This window comes from Erysipelothrix sp. HDW6A, assembly GCF_011400295.1.
GTDB lineage: Bacteria > Bacillota_I > Bacilli_A > Erysipelotrichales > Erysipelotrichaceae > Erysipelothrix.
This window is the reverse complement of sequence record NZ_CP049859.1, coordinates 1,772,279-1,790,893: the sequence shown is the minus strand read 5'-3', so window position 1 is coordinate 1,790,893 and position 18,615 is coordinate 1,772,279. Positions and strand designations below refer to the sequence as shown.

Below are 18,615 nucleotides of genomic sequence, written 5' to 3'. Positions count from 1 at the left end.
ATGGATACTTATATTGGTTTAGGAATTGTCCTTAAAAATGACATTAACATTACTAAAGAACTTGAAAACTTCTTTGATTTCTTAGAGATTTATGTACATCAGATACAAGTGAATTTTCCTGAAGAGGGAGATTACGAAGACTGGGAAGAAAAGATTCTTGTTGATAACTATGTTCAACTTATTGATTTATTGGCGTTTAGAGGTGCCTATGCAAGCTTTGACTTAGAGTTCAACCACGAACACTTCGCAACGCGTTTAAGCTTGTCAAACGAAGGGGATGACCTTGTAGTCCACTTGGCTTTACATCATCCTTTTGAGAAACGTGATATTCAAAGTCTTGAGCTCTTAACGCAAGGAATCGCAAGCTTCATTGATACAATTGATACGCATGTAGTTCATGACTATATCTTCTGTGATAATGAGGCAGAATACCTTTATAAAAAAGAAAGAATGTTGGAACTTGGATACAATCCTTATGCAATCCTCAAATTGCATGATCGTATGCTTGTTCAGGCAGCGTGGTATCTTGATGGATTCACTGAACGTGATCTATCTCAGAAACACTAACAAAGCAGTATTAGAGAACTCCGGTTCTCTTTTTTTGTGCTTAGAAACATGGTAAACTAGGAACAAAGAGGTGGAACTATGAAACGAAAACCAAATGATCGTCCAGTTATTGCGATTTGCTATGATTTTGATAAGACATTAACGCCTGATGATATGCAGGCTCAAGGCTTTATACAGTCGGTAGGATTTGATGTAAAAGACTTTTGGGATGATGTGAATAAGATTGCGAGTGAACAAGATATGGATACAAACCTCGCTTATATGTATAAGATGGTCCAAGAGGCTCGAGGCAAACATATTTTTAATCGTGAGAGTCTTCAAGAGTATGGTTCAAAGATTGATTTATTTCCAGGTGTAGAGTCCTGGTTTGACCGTATTAATAAATATGGTGAACTATATGGCATGGATATTGAACACTACATCATTTCTTCAGGATTAAAAGAAATGATTGAAGGTACTGTTTTAGGTAAACGTGATGTGTTCAAAAGAATTTATGCAAGTTCATTCTATTATGATGATAAAGGTGAAGCAGTGTGGGCTGCTCAAGCCATAAACTATACGAATAAGACTCAGTTCTTATTTAGAATTGAAAAAGGAGTATTGGATATTAACGATGATGAAGTAAACTCTTACTATAAACCTGGTGAACATCGTGTTCCATTTACTCATATGGTTTATATTGGAGATAGTGATACAGATATTCCATGTATGCGCCTAGTATCAATGAATGGTGGACATTCAATTGGTGTCTACAATCCTTATACTCAAGATAAAGCCAAAGTATATCGAATGATTCGTGAAAAGCGTATTCAACATTACGCTGAAGCTGATTATTCAGAAGGTAAAGAATTGGAAAGCTTAGTTAAACTAATTATTGATAAGTTAAGTGCTGGTGATGTGCTCGATCAACAAACTCAAAAAGATAAAGAGGAAGCACTCCATGACTATTCAAAATCTGAATGAGCAATTAAAACCTTATAAAAAGAAACTTCAGCGTTACTATTTATTAAGTGTAGTCATCGCCATTACGTATATCATTGTGTTCTTTAATCTTGTAATTTCAGGTGTTGAAGATGGTGCTTTATTTATCTTGATTATTGGTTCTGGTGTTCTAGCATATGTTGTGATTAAAATGATCCAACCCGTAAAGGCAGAATATCAAGATGTCTTGAAATCCTTGATTAATAGTCATGTATTCCAAAAAGAGTTTGAAAATGTAAAATACTATCACGATGATGGCATTCCACTGGAATTAATGAGAGAAACAGCTGTCATTGATTTGGGTATCGATTATCAGTCCAACGACTTAATGGAAGGATCGTACCATGGTGTTGACTTTGTACGAGCTGATGTTTTAACGAAGACGGAAACGCAAGCAGGTAAAAGTAGAGTAACAATCATTCATTTCCATGGGCAAGTCTATGTATTTGATTTCCATAAGAATACACAAAACTATGTAAGAATTCGCTCTAAAGGGCCATTGTTTGGTGGATTTACGAAGGGTAAGAAAATAGACCAGTCAGAGAAGATTGAATTTGAAGATTCAGAGTTTAATGATGCCTTTCATATTTATACAAACAATCCTCAAGAAGCTTTCTACATTTTTACACCTCACTACATGGACCGAATAAAAAGATTCTATAAAGGCTTAGGACAAGAAATAAGTGTCGTGGTTAAAAATGGTATAATGTATCTAGCCATTTATTCATCTCGTGATGCTTTTGAGTTATCCAGCTTTAGGGACCTTGATGAGGCTTATATTAGTGATGTGACGGATGATGTCCGAATGATTAAGTTTATTATTGATGATCTGGGCTTAGATTCAGACCTATTTAAGGAGTAAGATATGGAAATTCTATTAGCAGTACTTGGTATTGGACTCATTTGGTTCATTTATTATTATAATAAGATTAAGAAGTATAGTATTTCGGTTGAGGAAGCAAGTTCTGGAATTGATGTAGCATTGTCGAAAAGATTTAGCTTAATTCCTAACCTTGTAGAAACTGTAAAGGCTTATACCAAACATGAGAAAGAAGTTTTTGAGATTGTTGCTAAGTCTCGTAGTGAGATGATGACTCGTGTAAACTATGAGAATCAAATGAATGAAACAATTACGAAACTTCTGGCTTTAAGTGAAGCCTATCCTGAGCTCAAGGCGAGTGAGAACTTCCTACACCTGCAACGATCTCTAGCTGATACAGAGGAGCATCTACAGGCAGCAAGAAGGCTTTACAACCGTAATGTTGCGAACTTAAATGAAACAATTGCGGTATTTCCTGGTTCTTTAGTGAATGGACTTGCTCATGAAAAGCGCGCACCATTCTACGAAGCTGAAACTGAAGAAAGAAAAACACCATCTGTCGACTTCAAGAATTAAAGTGTAATTTGTCGATGCTTATGTTAAAATAAAACATGTGTTATTTGAGGTGAAACTATGGATTTTATATTAGAATTATTAAAAGTTACGTTTTTAGGAATTGTACAAGGGATAACCGAGTGGTTACCAATTAGTAGTACAGGACACATGATTCTTGTCGATAAGTTCTTGAACTTACAAGGATCGGCAAGCTTTATATCCGTGTTTATGGTTGTTATTCAGTTTGGATCAATCATTGCTGTTGTCCTTCTCTATTGGAATAAACTGAATCCTTTAAAGAAGAAAAACGATAAGTTTTATATAGAACAAGATGTTATGTCAATGTGGATGAAGGTTATTGTCGGATGTATTCCAGCAGCGATTGTTGGTGTCTTCTTTGATGATTTCTTCGAGAAGTATTTCTATAACCCAGTATCTATCGCAATTATGTTAATTATCTTTGGTGTTCTCTTTATTGTTGTAGAAAACAATAATAAAGGTAAGAAACCTAAAATCAATTCAATTGCAGAAATGTCATATCAAACAGTCTTTATTATCGGTGTATTCCAATTAATTGCTGCAATGTTCCCTGGAACATCACGTTCTGGAGCAACAATCGTAGGAGCTCTTATGATTGGTGTATCACGTTATGCAGCTACTGAATTTACATTCTTTATGTCTGTTCCTGTAATGTTTGGAGCAAGTTTGTTGAAGATTGTGAAAGCTGGATTTGCATTTACAGGTGCTGAAGTAGTCCTTATGTTAGCAGGAATGTTTGTTGCATTTATCGTATCAGTTGTCGCAATTCGTTTCTTATTGAATTACATCAAGAAAAACGACTTCAAAGTATTTGGTTGGTACCGAATTATTCTCGGTATTATTGTTTTAGTTTTTTCATTTGTTTAAAAAACGGAGCGCTTGCTCCTTTTTAAATACACGAGAAAGTAGGTGATAGTATGGAAAAAGAACGCGTAGTACTAGTTGGTATTCACACACCAAAAAGCACGATGGATTTAGCAGAGTCAATGGAAGAACTCTATGCTTTAGCTGAAGCGAGTGGTGCTGAAATTGTAGGTCAAGTGACTCAAGTTCGTGATGCACGTCACACTTCAACATACATCGGTAAAGGGAAACTTGAAGAGATCAAGACAATCCTCGATTATGAAGAAGGTCACACAGTTATTATTAATGATGAACTATCCGGTTCACAAACACGTAACTTAGAAGCAATTTTAGAATGTAAAGTTGTAGATAGAACAATGCTTATTCTGGATTTATTTGCTCAAAGAGCACAATCATCTGAAGGGAAGCTACAAGTTGAACTTGCTCAGTTAAAATATCGTTTGCCACGTCTTGTAGGCTTCTATGGAGCCTTATCTCGAACCGGTGGTGGTATTGGTACCCGTGGACCTGGAGAGCAACAGTTGGATACAGACCGTCGTCATATCTTACGTCATATCCATCAACTTGAAAAAGAACTGGACAAAGTGATCATTCAAAGAGAAACAAATCGTAAGAAACGAGAAAAGTCTCAGATACCTGTTGTTGCCTTAGTCGGATATACAAACGCAGGGAAGTCTTCAATTATGAATGCTAGTTTACGTTTTGGAGGAGAATCTAAAGAAGTCTATGTCGAAGACATGTTGTTTGCGACATTAGATACGAGCTTTAGAAGAATCACCCTTAACAACGGTCAAGCGATGATTCTTACAGATACAGTAGGCTTTGTATCAAGACTGCCTCATGACTTAGTTGCAGCATTTAGAAGTACTTTAGAAGAAGTAAGATACGCTGATTGTATCCTTCATGTGGTTGATGCATCCAATGGTAATCATCAAACACAAAGTGAAGTAACTCATGAAATCTTAAAATCGTATGACATTAATGATAAGAAAATTATTACTGTCTTTAATAAGATGGATCTTGTGGATGATAATTATCATGTGAATTACCAAAACAATAGTAACCGCCTTTATATCTCAGCATACAATGAAGATGATATTGACATGTTGTTTGATGTGGTTGAAGATGTCGTTATGGAATCATACCGAAAGATTGTTTTTGAAATCCCGTATGATAAGATGAGTGACTTCAATAAGATTGCAGAACAATACGAGTTAGAGAATATTGAACATCATGAGGCAACTATTACATTCCGTGCGAATGTATCTGCTCAAGATGCAAAGAGATATCAAGAATATGTAAAAAAGGCTTAATTCAAACGAATTAGCCTTTTTGGTTTTTTAAGAGTAAATTGAGTTCGGATACTTCCTCTGCATTAAGATATCGCCATTGACCTTGTTTGAGATCACCAAGATGAATATTCATGATACGAGTTCTCTTAAGACTTGTAACACGATATCCTAAAGCCTTGGTCATACGACGTATTTGTCGGTTAAGACCTTGTTGTAGGATGATTGTAAAACGATTAGAACCTTCTCTTGTCACGGTACAAGGTTTGGTTACTTCATGACGGTGAGCAGCTTGATTATAAATCTCGACACCTTCCTGCATAGAATATACGAATGCTTCATCAAAAGCCTTATGTACGGATACGTCGTATTCTTTATCATGCCCGTTTTCTTCACGTAGAATTTTATTTACAACATCACCATCGTTGGTAAGTAAGATAAGTCCAAATGAATCTTTATCAAGACGACCTATTGGAAATACTGATTCTGGATGGTTTAAAAATGAAATGATATTTGTAGGGTCTTTAGGATCAGTTGTTGATGTTATACCACGTGGCTTATTCAGTGCGATATAAAATCGATGTTTTTGGTTGCTTACTGCTACACCGTCAAGACTGACAGAGTCATCCTCATATACTGACATTCCAAGTTCTGCAACGATACCATTGATGCTTACGCGTCCTTCTTGAATGAGACGATCAGCACCACGACGTGAGCTTACACCAGATTCACTTAAGAACTTGTTAAGGCGTGTAGCTTCTTCTTGCTGATGTTCGACACTGTTATGTGGAGGTTTCTTAAGACCTACCTGTTGTGCTTTAATCATGACGTGACTCCTTATAGTATTTACCTTGCCAGGTATTACGCTCGACCATGAGCTTATCAATGTCATTAAGAACGATAGTTTTCTTACGGGTCCACTCAGGAGCAATCAAAGCATCACCAACACCATCTCCAGTTAAGCGAGCAATAATCATATCTTCAGGTAAACGTTCCAATTGTTTGACAACAATATCAATGAACTCATCTTTTGTAAGAAGATGGAATGGCTCTTTCTTGTATTGGTATGCTAATTTGGTATCTTTGATTACATGTAGCATGTGGATCTTGATCATATCTGGTTTAATTCGAGCTACAAAATCAATGGTTTCAAGCATCATCTTTTCATCTTCTACAGGGAAACCATTAATAATATGAAGACAGGTACGAATATTAGCTTCTTTAAGTTTTAAGATGCAGGATTCAACCGAATCTAAATCATGACCACGATTCATCCAAACTCCTGTAGATTTATGAATGCTTTGGAGTCCTATTTCAATGGTAAGGTCTTTATGTTTTGCCATTTCTTCGAAGTATGCGATTTTATCATCATCAAGGCAATCACTACGGGTAGCGATATCAATTCCAATGAAACGATCATCATAGAAATAAGGGTGTATAGTTCTTTCAAGTCTTCGAGTGGTGCATGTGTGTTGGTGTATGCTTGAAAATAAGCAATACCTGCAGCATCAGGCCATTTGTTTCTCATAATAGCTTCACTATGTACGATTTGATGTTCAAGTTGAGGATCTTTTAAGATCATATCTCCTGAACCACGAGCGCTACAAAAATTACAACCACCACTACCGCAAGTTCCGTCACGATTCGGACAAGTAAAACCAGCATCAAGACTAATCTTAAATGCTTTTGTACCGTAATGTGTTTGGGTAAAGTAGTTATAAGTTTGATATCGTTTATTATCAAATGTGTAAGGGTATGGATTTATCTTTTTCATAGGACTATTCTATCACGACTTATCTAAAGTACAAAGTATAAAAATTTGGTATAATGGTTCTATAGAGTAAACGAAAGTAGGAATAGACATGAGTATTGAAGTAGTTGCTATGAGATTAATTCTAGTAACGGTTTTGTCGGCGGTTATTGGTTTTGAGCGAGAAGTAAATAATGCGAATGCAGGGCTTAAAACACATATGATCGTTGGCGTAGGGGCTACGATTGTGGCATTAATATCGGAGCAGATAGAGTTTGAGACAATTGAACGCGTGATTAGCATGCAAGAGATTTCAAGTGCATTTAGAGTTGATCCATCTCGATTGATTGCTCAAGTAGTCAGTGGCATTGGTTTCTTAGGGCAGGTACAATTATCGTCACGAAGCGCCACGTTTCAGGTTTAACAACTGCAGCGTCCATATGGGCAGTAGCTTCATTAGGTCTTGCTGTAGGTATGGGTTTTATGAATATTGCATTACCAGGATTTGGTATCCTGTTCTTAATTCTTTTTATTACAAGAAAGTTTCAAGCTCATGCTTTTGCTGAGAAACTTCACATCAAATATGTTGGTGGAAACGAAACATTAGAAACGATTCAAAGTGTTTTCCAAGAGATGGATGTTCTGTATTCGCAAACAAAGTATGATGTTAATATGTTTGGAAATGAAAGAATCTATACGGTGGTATTTGAAGTACATGGTAAGTTTAAATTTACCTTTAATGATTTTGTTTCGAGATTATCGAAATTAGATACGATTGTTAGTGTTCAATCCACAAACTTGGAGTAATTATGAGTGTAAGAAAAGCAAGAGTCAAAGATAGTTCAAGAATATTAGAGTTACTCCAAGAGATTGTAGAGTATCATCATCAACTTGAACCGAGCATTTTCAGAGAAACAAAACCTAAATATGATATTAATGAAGTAGAGTTAATGATTCAAGAAGGACTCAAGACAATCTTTGTCTATGAAGAAGATGGAGAAGTCTGGGGATACCTAATTGGATGGTTTGAAGATTCATATTTCTTTGTCGACGATTTATGTGTTGATAAGAGACGACAAGGTGAGAAGATTGGCCACAAACTTATGGATGCATGTTCTGAGTTTGAAGAAGTGCGTTTGAATGTTTGGGCAAAGAATGAATCAGGTATTGCCTTCTATGAACGTGAAGGATATGAAGTATTAAAGTATGTCATGATTAAACGAAACAATGAATCGTAATAAGTGTTGCAGTTCTTCTACTGTGTAAGGCTACTACTACTAAAGAAAGAGGCACATTATGACAAGTACATCATGTTGGGATCAATTAGGGATTGAGATAACGTCGGATGTTGAGACGATACACTCAGCATTTCAGTCACGTGTTACAGAAGAAAAATTAGTGGAAGGTTCTTCAGAATATGATGAACTGTGTAAGGCGTACCAAGAAGCCTTAGGGTATGCACAAGACTCCACAAAGAAACTACATGAAACTGACCCACTAGTCTTTTTCACCGAGTCCAATGAGAAAGATACTAATACCCAACATGAAACTCACATTAAAAACATTGATGCCTTCTTTTTACAGATTAAGATTCTAACGATTATTAATGTCGAAAATCTTATGAAGCAAGCATGGTTTCAAGAAGTAATAAAGAACGAAGATGAAGTAAACTACTTCTTAAACAAACTTGAAGATCACTTAAAATCACATCCGTACTTTAAGTTTTCAACTTTGAAATATCTACTGAATGCTATTTATAAAGAATGGCCGAACGATAGTTTTATTGCGGAACAAGTTGAGGAAATACGAGCACAACACAGTGTTATGAACTATTCCGATGATGAAGTATTAAAGGTCGTTAAAATACTTGGTATTGTGATTCTCATTGTGCTTGTAATGGCTTTGCTCGCGCAAAAGTCTGAACCAGAAGAGTACTATTATCCTAATATGCCTCCTGTAGATGGTGTAGATCATAGTAGATTAGTAAATACATCCCTTAAGCTTGAATTCAAGAATGATGATGCAAGTGAGCAGTACTTCTTACATTTTAATAATAGTGGCGAATTAAGCATTACAAGTATTTATTTTTCGGATTATTCTAAGTCAGTTCAAAGACACAGTGTATATCATTATGTTTTAGAGATGATTTCAAACTCAGAAGTGGGGAACTTGTATGGATTTAGTCTTGAAGATAAGAATATTACCAATAACACAAGCCGCTATTTAATGCTTGTAAAGAGTAGTGATGACGAATACTATGGAAAAGTGGTTGATTATGAAGAGTATAGTCAATTTACTCAAACGCAGCATCAAGACTCAAAACCAATTGTTAAGCTTGAGGATGGCTATCTAGGATTCACAAAGGCAGACAGTGTTGATGAACTTGAATTTGATACCTTGATACAAGCATCGCTCAATGGATATCAGGAATACAATGAATACAGTCCAGTATATCAAGACCTCAGGTCACTCTTTGTTTCGGCTGATGTAGTATCATTGCTTAAGAATCCAGAGACAGGACATGCTGACTTTTTGGTTGAATTCCGAGTAAGTGACAGGATATTATCAGGAAGTTATGATATAAAAGCGAAGAAGTTAGATACACTTCTTATTAGTGCACTAGTATACGATGATATGGACCTTAACCTATCCACGCTGATTCAGGTCCTGGTAGACCTTCAAATAAGTAGTGTACTCACGGACAAAGATGTTTCAGAACTAGAAAAAGCTCTTGTAGAAGCACGAAACAAGAATAACTTAAAGTCTGACTTTGATTATGAAAACACGAACTTAAGTGCAAGGTTTATTGCTGAGAATCGATATTTACTCCTTAGTTTCAAAAACTAAAGATACACTAAAAAATCACTTGTGACTTTCCGTGTTCTTCAATATTATGTATAATTTCTATAGATAATACTTTTGAGGGACCTATGGAATTAATAATGACACTATGCATTGCCTTAATTGGCGCAATCATTGCGACAAAACTAAAGATTCCTGCAAGCTACATGATAGGATCTTTATTTTCTGTCGTTTTTTTTAGTATTTTAACTGGGAAAGCAAGTATGCCTACAACTGTAAAGCCACTTGTTCAAATCGTTACAGGTGCATACATAGGTGCAGGAATATCAAAAGCAAACATCATTGGTATGCGTCGTATTCTTAAACCAATAGCGTATTCACTAACTTCGATAATAATTGTAATGATGTTTTCTGCCTATATGTTGTATAAGGTATTTGGATTTGATTTACCAACTGCTTTACTTTCTTCAGTACCTGGTGGTATCTCAGATATTACCTTACTTAGTTATGAGTTTAATGCAGATATCACAACTGTAGCTCTTATTCAAACAATGAGACTCTTCTTTGTGTTAGCTGTATTCCCAATACTTATTCAGCGAATTACCACAAAAAATAAAGTCTACGATGAAGAACTTAAAGCTTATGATAAACCTTCAAGTATTACTGACTGTATCATTACTTTAATAATAGGAAGTATCTTTGGTATCATTGGCTACCTCTTAAAAGTTCCAGCAGGACCTTTAAGCTTTTCTTTATTTGCGACTGCATTCTATAACATTAAGACTGATAAGGCATACGTACCGGTATCAATGCGTAAAGGTGTTCAACTTTTATCAGGTTCATTAATAGGTTGTAGTATTACAATGGCCAGTGTCGTACAATTTCCAAAACTAATTGCCCCAATCTGTTTTATTATGGTCGTTTATTTTGGAGCTAATTTCCTTATCTCTACCATTCTATCGAAGAAGACGCATGTCGATCTTGCGACGGCAATGTTCTCAACTGCACCAGCAGGAGCCAGTGATATGGTACTCATTGCAATGGATATGGAAATGGATGTTGATCGAACAACGATTGTATTGATGCAGATTGCACGCTTAGTGCTTGTTGTTACTGTAATTCCAAATCTTATCAAACTTGTCATTAATGTCCTTGCATAAAAAAACGATAAACTGTGAAAGTTTACCGTTTAGTGATATTCCTGGTAGGAATAATTTGATACATCTCCAATTTAAGGTTAGGAGGTGTTTTTTTATGCAATGTGTATTACCGCAAAATGCAATGATCTTAGAGGGTGATATCCTTCATACCATCGGTGGTGGGGATGCAACCCGTTTCTTTAAGAACGTGACAGGCATGATGACGACGATGCCTTTGGTGAAGCGAGCGTTAGCCGCAATAGGGTTTAACTCAACCAAGTTTAATGCTGTACTTACCATGGGTTATGTAGGTGCTGTATCCAAGTTTGGAGTAGCAGCTACTGTTAGCGCAGGAATAGTTGGTGGAGTTCTAGCGGTTGCTGGCTTCTATGCATTATGGAACTATCGTATCTTCTATTGATTTAGAAAGCAGGTAATAGAGTTTTACTGTTTTGTTCGTTGGATAAGAATTCTTTTACTGCATCACTTGTCATTGCTTTTTGTAATGCTTTGATTTTATCAGAATCTTTATTGTCTTCACGTGCTACTAAAGAAATTGAATAGTAGTTAGCTGTGTCGTTTTCAAGAAGTAGGGCATCACTTGGTGTTAGTCCTACTTCTTTAATATAAGTAGGGTAGTTAAAGACTAAGTCAACCTCTGCATAAGCATGCGATAGAGTTAGTAAGTCAACTTCTACAAATTGAATGTCAGTAGCTTCTACATCTTTAAGTGTTGCATCATGACTTGGGTTGGATAGTTTAATAATATTGTTGTCGTGAAGTATTAATAAGGCACGAGCTTGGTTAACACCATCATTTGGAATCGCAATCTTTGCATTACTTGGTAGCTCTGAAATGTTTTTTAGATCTTTAGCATAGAAACCAACTTTAGCGTTGTAGATTGCTTGAATGCCAACTAAGTTTCCTTTGTTTGCTTCATTGAATTGTGTCATATAAGGAACGTGTTGGAAGAAGTTCGCATCGATTTCTTTATTGTTTAGTGCTAAGTTTGCAGCAACGTTATCATTAACTGCTACTAGTTCTGGTTTGTAACCTTCTTTTTCAAGTTCCTTCATTGCGATTTCCACAACGGTTGTCATAGGTTCCATGTGTGATGCAATTTTAATGGACTTGTCATCATTGTTTGATGTTGTTGAACATGCTGTTAATACTAGTAAGCTTAGTACGATTGCTGATATTTTTTTAATCATTTCTATCTCCTTTATATTTCAATGCAATTGAGTTACCTATAAATTGGATACTTTGCACAAGAAGTATCATGATTACTACAGTTGTATACATTAAAGTATTATCGAATTTTTGATATCCGTAACGGAACGCAAAGTCACCGATACCACCTCCTCCTACAACGCCCATTACTGTTGAATAGGAAAGAAGGCTAATGATTGAGGATGTAAGTCCTAGAATCATGCTTTGGCGTGCTGTAGGGAAGATAAAGTAGTGTAAGGATTGCTTTAGGTTTGCTCCTAAGGATTTGGATACTTCAATAATTGTATAAGGAACATCAAGTAAGGATTGTTCTACAAAGCGTGCATAGATTGCGATTCCAATTAAGGAAAGAGGCAATGTAGCAGCTACAGTTCCTAAGGACTTACCAAGGATAAATCGTGTTACGGGTATCATCGCAACAATAAATATTAAGAATGGAAACGAACGAATCGTGTTTACATAAATGTTTGCGAGTGAGTAGGCAAGACGATTGGGTCTCATTCCTGACGGTCTACTTAAATAAAGTAAGGTGCCAAGCATCATTCCAAATAGAATTGCGAATAAGCTCGCAGTCCCGACAAGAATGAGTGTCTCAAGTAATGCTTTAAGAATTGCATCTTGATGCTCAAGAATATGTTCTATCATAGTGACAACACCTCTTTTGCTATTTCGGTGTAGGACTTGGAAGTATCAATTGTAGAATTTCTTACAGGGATTATATCTGTAATGGATCCGTTCTCTAAGACTGCGACACGATTACATATTGCTTTTGCGACATCCAAGTTATGGGTTACAAGCACAATAGTAGTTTGGTAGGATGTGTTCACATCTTTAAGGACATTTAAGATATCCTGTGTAGTTTTGTGATCTAAGGATGAGGTAGGCTCATCACAAAGAAGTATTTTAGGTTTCGTTACAAGAGCACGTGCAATTGCCACACGTTGCTTCTGTCCGCCAGAAAGCGTATTTGGATAAGAGTGAGCTTTATCTTCAATGTCTAGAAAAGCGAGCACTTCCGCAATAGCTTGAGGATCACTTTTGTTCTGAAGTTTTAAAGCCAAATTTATATTCTCATATACCGTAAGATGGCTCAGTAGATTAAAGTCTTGAAAGACGACGCCAATGTCTTTTCTCAAATGTCGAAGTTTCTCTTCACTGAGATGTTCAATAACTTGACCATCAAGTGACAAGGTGCCATGGTCGTGGGTTTCAAGTTGATTAATGATACGGAGTAGGCTTGATTTACCAGCACCACTTTTACCAATAATCCCAAATACTTCCTGTGCAGCGATATCAAAACTAATATCATGAAGTACTTCTAAAGAGTGGTAGGACTTACGGATTTGATGAAATGAAATCATCACATATCTCCTTTCTCTTTTTATTATAAGGAAGCTTGTCCGGAGTTTCATGCCTTGTGCATGAGATTTGTTAGCTCTTTGATGTGATGATTTTATCAAGCGATAAACTATTCTTAAAGACACTGTTAATGGGCTAAAACAATAAATAATTATTAGAAATGTGATAAAGTGTTAGTAAGGAGGACGATTAATATGGCAGAACTTTATCGTACAGTTGCTATTAACGATAGCGAAAATAATTATACAGGCATTGAAGGTGATTGGAATATCATCGTTACCGGTCCAACTTCAGGTGAACCAGGAGCTAACCCCGAACAATTTATGGGGATGGCTTGGGCAACATGCTTAAATGCTACAATTCAAGCTCTCTTTAAAAATCGTAAGTGGACCAATAGAAGTCGTGTTCGTGTTGTTGTGACACTGAATCCAGAACCAAGTGGAAGTGGATTGTACTTCACAATGACAGCGTATGTTGCTGTTGAAGGTCTCGATGATGTCGAGACAGCTAAAGCTGCAGATCAAGCACACCGTCGTTGTCCAGTATCGAAACTTATCAATGCTTATGAACACGTGAAAGTTGAAATCGAAGCATACTAATAACTTTTCTTTCACTATGGTATAATTGAGACTCAAGTGAGGGAAAAATAATGATTATTCTAGAAAATGATTGTTTAGTCGTATCTATTGCTCATCATGGGGCTGAGGTACGCGGAGTATTTGATAAGCGTTTAAATAAAGAAAGAATGTGGAATGGTGACGCCAACTATTGGGGTCGTGTATCTCCAGTACTCTTTCCTATTGTTGGACGTGTAAAAGGTGGTAGCTATAAGATTGATGATGAAATCTATTCACTATCACAACATGGTTTCTTACGTGACCAAGATTTCGAACTGGAGTCACAAACAGAAACTAAGGTGGTATTTGTCTTCAAAAGCAATGGTAAGCTGCAAGAAAAATATCCTTATGAACATGAGGTTCGTATTGGATATGAGCTGATTGAAGATGAACTCAAAGTAATTTGGGATGTAAAGAATGTTGATTCAAGAGAAATGTATTATTCAATTGGAGCACATCCTGCCTTTTTATTAGACCCAGAAGGATCCTATACTTTTGAACTTAAAGGGACAGAAGATAGTAAATTCATAACGCTTAAAGAAGGGTATGTCGATCAATCAAATGATTACGACATCAATGAAGTTATTACTGTTGATTATGAAAATTTCAAGAGTGACGCACGTATTTATTCACATCTAAACCAAGTTGTCCTTGATAATAATCTTGGAAAAGATGTAATTCGTTTAGAGTGTGACGGTTTTGACTTTGTAGGTTTATGGAGTGCAACTCAACATGGACATCTTGCACCATTCATCTGTATTGAACCTTGGTTGGGGATTACAGACGCTTATGAAGGTAAAGGAAACTTTAAAGAAAAATTAGCGATTAAGACCTTAGAGTCTGGTAAGAATTCCGAGACATTTTATACCGTACAATTCGGAATTAAAGGCTAGTTACTACAATTTGTTATATTTTTCACAATGAAAACGCTTAGATAGAAGTGTTTTCTTTTTTATTGCTAAAACTTAGTTCTTTTAGGACAGAAACGGTTGGGTAAAACTCGTATCTACGGTATATTAAGTATGTGAAATATATAACAAGGAGGAAGTTATGGCAGAGAAAGTACATGACATCGATAACGAAGTAAATGAGCTGGTTGCAAAAGGACAACAAGCCCTACAAGAGTTTCATAAATTAAATCAAGAGCAAATCGACTTCATCGTTGCTAAAGCGAGTGTAGCAGGAGTTGACCAACACGGTAACTTAGCACTTTTAGCAGTTCAAGAAACAGGACGAGGAGTATTCGAGGATAAAGCTACAAAGAATATGTTTGCGTGTGAACACGTAATCAACCACATGCGTCATCTTAAAACTGTTGGTATTATCAACGAAGATGATGTAACAGGAGTTACAGAAATTGCAGATCCAGTTGGAGTTATTTGTGGTATTACACCAGTAACAAACCCTACATCAACTGCAATGTTTAAATCATTAATTTCATTAAAAACAAGAAATCCAATTATTTTCTCATTCCATCCATCTGCACAAAAATGTAGTATTGAAGCAGCACGTGTAATTCGTGATGCAGCTGTTGCAGCTGGTGCTCCAGAAAACTGTATTCAATGGATTGAACGCGGATCAAAAGAAAAATCAGCAGAACTTATGAATCATGAAGGTGTAGCAACAATCTTAGCTACAGGTGGTAACGCAATGGTTCGTGCAGCATACTCATGTGGTAAACCTGCATTAGGTGTTGGTGCTGGAAACGTTCCTGCATATATCGAAAAATCAGCTAACATTGATCAAGCTGTTAACGATATTGCATTATCAAAAGCATTTGATAACGGTATGATCTGTGCTTCAGAACAAGCAGTTATCGCTGATAAAGAAATCTATAAAGAAGTTTGCGATAAGTTTACAAAATATGGTGTACACTTCCTCAACGCGACTAATAAAAAGAAATTAGAAAAATTCATGTTTGGTGTTGCTTCAACAGATAAAAACTTTGCAGAAGCAGTATTAAACCCAGACGTAGTTGGTAAAGATGCTACATGGTTAGCAGAACAAGCTGGATTTGAAGTACCAGCAAACACAGTTATTCTTGCAGCAGAATGTAAACAAGTAGGACCTAAAGAAGTTCTTACACGTGAGAAACTTTCACCAGTTCTTGCATTCTTAGAAGCAGAATCAACAGAAAATGGTATTGAATTAGCAAAACAAATGGTTGAGTTCAATGGACTTGGTCACTCAGCTGCAATTCATACAAAATACAAAGAAATCGCTGATAAATTCGGTGAAGTTATTCCAGCAATCCGTATTATTTGGAACTCACCATCAACATTTGGTGGTATTGGTAACGTATATAACGACTTTATACCTTCATTAACACTTGGTTGTGGTTCATATGGACATAACTCAGTTGGAGATAACGTTGGTGCTGTACACTTACTAAATATCAAAAAAGTTGGGAGACGTAACAATAATATGCAATGGTTCAAAGTTCCACCAAAAATTTACTTCGAAAGAAATTCAATTCGTTATTTAACAGATATGCGTGATGTTGAACGTGTGTTCATCGTAACTGACCGTTCAATGGTTGACTTAGGCTTCTACAACATGGTTGTTGATCAACTAAATAGAAGACGTCATCCAGTAAGTATTCAACTCTTTGCAGACGTTGAACCAGATCCATCAGTAGAAACAGTACGTAAAGGATTTGAATTAATGCAAGCATTCCAACCTGATACAATTATTGCATTAGGTGGTGGTTCACCAATGGATGCTGCTAAAGGTATGTGGATCTTCTACGAACATCCAGAAGTAGACTTCAATGACTTAAAACAAAAATTCATTGATATACGTAAACGTGCATTTAAATATCCTGAATTAGGACAAAAAGCTAAGATGGTATGTATCCCTACAACTTCAGGTACAGGTAGTGAAGTAACACCATTTGCAGTTATTACAGATAAGAAAGCTAATAAGAAATACCCATTAGCAGACTACTCAATGGTACCTAACGTTGCTATCGTTGACCCAATCTTTACAACAAACCTTCCAGCATCTGTTACAGCAGATACAGGACTTGACGTATTAACACATGCTACAGAAGCATATGTTTCAAACTTCGCAAGTGATTACACAGATGGACTCTGTATTCAAGCAATCAAGATTGTATTCGAATACCTAGAACGTAGTGTTCACGATGGTAAGAATGACTTAGAAGCACGTGAAAAAATGCATAATGCTTCCACAATGGCAGGTATGGCATTCGGTAACGCATTCTTAGGAATCAACCACTCATTAGCTCATAAGATTGGTGGTAGATGGCATGTTCCTCACGGACGTATTAACGCTATCTTAATGCCTCATGTTATCCGTTACAACGGTACACAACCTGAGAAACCATCATTATGGCCAAAATATAACGTATACCGTGCAAACGAACGTTATGCAGAACTTGCTCGTATCTTAGGACTTCCAGCTTCAACTGTTGAAGAAGGTGTTGAAAGCTATGCACAAGCATGTCATGATTTAGCAGTACGTTGTGGCATCACAATGAACTTCAAAGATCAAGGTATCGAAGAAAAAGACTTCTTAACACACGAAGAAGAAGTTGCTTACCTAGCATACGAAGACCAATGTTCACCATGTAACCCACGTCTTCCACTTGTAAAAGATATGCGTGCAATTCTTAAAGCAGCATACTACGGTGAGAAATTCGATCCAAAACGTATCTAATATTTTATGCAAGGAGCTCAAAAGAGCTCCTTTTTCTATTGCTTCAAGACAGCTTAAAAGATAAAATAGGTAAAAGGAGCAATACATATGAAAAAACTTAATGAATCGGATCGAAAAGACTTAGTGGAATTTCTCTCTCAAGACCCACATATTAATTTATTTTTAATTGGAGACTTGGATATGTTTGGGTTTAATGATGAAATACAGACATATTATGGAGATTATCGTGATGATAAGCTTGTTGCTGTTGTATTTAGATATCGTGATGATAGTATTCATATTTTTGCAGAGTCACTTGATGATGAAGCAATTCAATTTATTCGTGAACTAACTTTAGAGATAAAGCCGAAACGATACATGATTGGTGAGGCAACCATGAAACATGTTGGAACACGTTTGGATGACTTTATACGCGATAATAAAGCTTCTACTTTATCCGTCTATTATCCTAAAGAAGAACCTTTAGAGAATCATAAAGTAGAGATACTTAAACCTGATGATGCTGAAGAGATACTATTCTGCCTAAGAAGTGCTTTTGATGGTTATGAAGGTACGGATACTGCTACATATCGTAAACGTATGGAAAGCGAAGATAGTGTAGTGTATGGTGTTCGTAATGAAGTAGGTACCGTTGTGAGTGTTGGATCCTACACAGCATCAACTGATAACTCAGCAATGATTATAGGGGTTGCAACCTTACCTAATGAACAACAAAAAGGGTATGCTAGTGCTCTTGTAAAGGTAATGAGTGATGACTTACTCAAACAAGGAAGACATGGTGTTCTTTTCTATACCAATCCTAAAGCAGCCCGTATCTATGAAAGAATGGGCTATACTCCTCATAGTGTTTATCATATGATTGATTTAAAACGATAATTTCAAAAATCATGGTATAATGAGCTTACATATTCAAGGAGGAATT

Annotated in this window: 20 protein-coding genes and 1 pseudogene; 15 read left to right on the top strand and 6 right to left on the bottom strand. The window is 36.3% G+C overall.

What is annotated here, in order from left to right; genetic code table 11:
* The 6 genes from G7059_RS09195 (at window position 1) to hflX (ending at window position 5,139) form a co-directional block, all read left to right on the top strand.
* The gene (locus G7059_RS09195; protein WP_166081801.1) at window positions 1-567 is read left to right on the top strand and encodes an Imm64 family immunity protein; all 567 of its coding nucleotides are present in this window, start codon (window positions 1-3) and stop codon (window positions 565-567) included.
* A gap of 78 nt (window positions 568-645) precedes the next feature.
* Window positions 646-1,530, top strand: coding sequence for an HAD family hydrolase (locus G7059_RS09190; protein ID WP_166081800.1), 885 nt, complete (start codon window positions 646-648; stop codon window positions 1,528-1,530).
* Window positions 1,508-2,410 (top strand): DUF3137 domain-containing protein, encoded by a 903-nt coding sequence (locus tag G7059_RS09185; RefSeq protein WP_166081799.1) that lies wholly within the window; start codon window positions 1,508-1,510, stop codon window positions 2,408-2,410. Before G7059_RS09190 ends, G7059_RS09185 begins: the two co-directional genes overlap by 23 nt.
* A gap of 3 nt (window positions 2,411-2,413) precedes the next feature.
* Window positions 2,414-2,944, top strand: coding sequence for a LemA family protein (locus tag G7059_RS09180; RefSeq protein ID WP_166081798.1), 531 nt, complete (start codon window positions 2,414-2,416; stop codon window positions 2,942-2,944).
* Between the two features lie 57 nt (window positions 2,945-3,001).
* Window positions 3,002-3,829, top strand: a complete 828-nt coding sequence (locus G7059_RS09175) for an undecaprenyl-diphosphate phosphatase (RefSeq protein ID WP_166081797.1) — start codon at window positions 3,002-3,004, stop codon at window positions 3,827-3,829.
* 50 nt (window positions 3,830-3,879) lie between these two features.
* On the top strand, window positions 3,880-5,139 hold the full coding sequence (gene hflX / locus G7059_RS09170; protein WP_166081796.1) for a GTPase HflX: 1,260 nt from the start codon (window positions 3,880-3,882) through the stop codon (window positions 5,137-5,139).
* A gap of 10 nt (window positions 5,140-5,149) precedes the next feature.
* Here hflX and G7059_RS09165 read toward each other — a convergent pair whose 3' ends face one another.
* Genes G7059_RS09165 through G7059_RS10565 form a run of 3 tightly spaced genes read right to left on the bottom strand, consistent with a single transcriptional unit; the run spans window position 5,150 to window position 6,889 of the window.
* Window positions 5,150-5,941 carry a pseudouridine synthase gene (locus tag G7059_RS09165; RefSeq protein WP_166081795.1) on the bottom strand — a complete coding sequence of 264 codons (792 nt, stop codon included), beginning with the start codon at window positions 5,939-5,941 and terminating at the stop codon, window positions 5,150-5,152.
* Window positions 5,934-6,512 carry a radical SAM protein gene (locus G7059_RS10570; protein ID WP_240920566.1) on the bottom strand — a complete coding sequence of 193 codons (579 nt, stop codon included), beginning with the start codon at window positions 6,510-6,512 and terminating at the stop codon, window positions 5,934-5,936. Before G7059_RS10570 ends, G7059_RS09165 begins: the two co-directional genes overlap by 8 nt.
* A complete protein-coding gene (locus G7059_RS10565; RefSeq protein ID WP_240920489.1) occupies window positions 6,425-6,889 on the bottom strand; it encodes a hypothetical protein in 465 nt (154 codons plus the stop codon). Before G7059_RS10565 ends, G7059_RS10570 begins: the two co-directional genes overlap by 88 nt.
* Before the next feature lie 88 nt (window positions 6,890-6,977).
* Here G7059_RS10565 and G7059_RS10700 point away from each other — a divergent pair.
* The 5 genes and pseudogenes from G7059_RS10700 to G7059_RS09130 all read left to right on the top strand — a co-directional run bounded on the left by G7059_RS10700 (window position 6,978) and on the right by G7059_RS09130 (window position 11,227).
* A pseudogene (locus G7059_RS10700) lies at window positions 6,978-7,672 on the top strand (MgtC/SapB family protein).
* Window positions 7,673-7,674: 2 nt separating this feature from the next.
* A complete protein-coding gene (locus tag G7059_RS09145; RefSeq protein ID WP_166081793.1) occupies window positions 7,675-8,103 on the top strand; it encodes a GNAT family N-acetyltransferase in 429 nt (142 codons plus the stop codon).
* Window positions 8,104-8,161: 58 nt separating this feature from the next.
* The gene (locus tag G7059_RS09140) at window positions 8,162-9,712 is read left to right on the top strand and encodes a hypothetical protein (RefSeq protein WP_166081792.1); all 1,551 of its coding nucleotides are present in this window, start codon (window positions 8,162-8,164) and stop codon (window positions 9,710-9,712) included.
* An 83-nt stretch (window positions 9,713-9,795) separates the two neighbouring features.
* Window positions 9,796-10,827 carry an AbrB family transcriptional regulator gene (locus G7059_RS09135; protein ID WP_166081791.1) on the top strand — a complete coding sequence of 344 codons (1,032 nt, stop codon included), beginning with the start codon at window positions 9,796-9,798 and terminating at the stop codon, window positions 10,825-10,827.
* Between the two features lie 94 nt (window positions 10,828-10,921).
* Window positions 10,922-11,227 carry a hypothetical protein gene (locus G7059_RS09130; RefSeq protein WP_166081790.1) on the top strand — a complete coding sequence of 102 codons (306 nt, stop codon included), beginning with the start codon at window positions 10,922-10,924 and terminating at the stop codon, window positions 11,225-11,227.
* A gap of 1 nt (window position 11,228) precedes the next feature.
* On the opposite strand, the gene G7059_RS09125 is transcribed toward G7059_RS09130, so the two are convergent.
* From G7059_RS09125 to G7059_RS09115, 3 genes are read right to left on the bottom strand one after another with little or no spacing between them, the layout of a single operon-like run.
* Entirely contained in the window at window positions 11,229-12,017 is a 789-nt protein-coding gene (locus tag G7059_RS09125; RefSeq protein ID WP_166081789.1) for a MetQ/NlpA family ABC transporter substrate-binding protein, read from the bottom strand.
* Window positions 12,010-12,681 carry a methionine ABC transporter permease gene (locus tag G7059_RS09120; RefSeq protein ID WP_166081788.1) on the bottom strand — a complete coding sequence of 224 codons (672 nt, stop codon included), beginning with the start codon at window positions 12,679-12,681 and terminating at the stop codon, window positions 12,010-12,012. The genes G7059_RS09125 and G7059_RS09120 overlap by 8 nt, the downstream gene beginning before the upstream one ends.
* Window positions 12,678-13,397 carry a methionine ABC transporter ATP-binding protein gene (locus tag G7059_RS09115; protein WP_166081787.1) on the bottom strand — a complete coding sequence of 240 codons (720 nt, stop codon included), beginning with the start codon at window positions 13,395-13,397 and terminating at the stop codon, window positions 12,678-12,680. The genes G7059_RS09120 and G7059_RS09115 overlap by 4 nt, the downstream gene beginning before the upstream one ends.
* Before the next feature lie 192 nt (window positions 13,398-13,589).
* Here G7059_RS09115 and G7059_RS09110 point away from each other — a divergent pair, with 192 nt between their 5' ends.
* The 4 genes from G7059_RS09110 to G7059_RS09095 all read left to right on the top strand — a co-directional run bounded on the left by G7059_RS09110 (window position 13,590) and on the right by G7059_RS09095 (window position 18,569).
* A complete protein-coding gene (locus G7059_RS09110) occupies window positions 13,590-13,994 on the top strand; it encodes an OsmC family protein (protein ID WP_166081786.1) in 405 nt (134 codons plus the stop codon).
* A 50-nt stretch (window positions 13,995-14,044) separates the two neighbouring features.
* Window positions 14,045-14,905 carry an aldose 1-epimerase family protein gene (locus G7059_RS09105; RefSeq protein WP_166081785.1) on the top strand — a complete coding sequence of 287 codons (861 nt, stop codon included), beginning with the start codon at window positions 14,045-14,047 and terminating at the stop codon, window positions 14,903-14,905.
* Between the two features lie 157 nt (window positions 14,906-15,062).
* Window positions 15,063-17,693: a bifunctional acetaldehyde-CoA/alcohol dehydrogenase gene (adhE, locus tag G7059_RS09100; RefSeq protein ID WP_166081784.1), complete on the top strand. Its 2,631-nt coding sequence runs from the start codon at window positions 15,063-15,065 to the stop codon at window positions 17,691-17,693.
* 87 nt (window positions 17,694-17,780) lie between these two features.
* Window positions 17,781-18,569: a GNAT family N-acetyltransferase gene (locus tag G7059_RS09095; protein WP_166081783.1), complete on the top strand. Its 789-nt coding sequence runs from the start codon at window positions 17,781-17,783 to the stop codon at window positions 18,567-18,569.
* The last annotated feature ends 46 nt before the right edge of the window (window positions 18,570-18,615 follow it).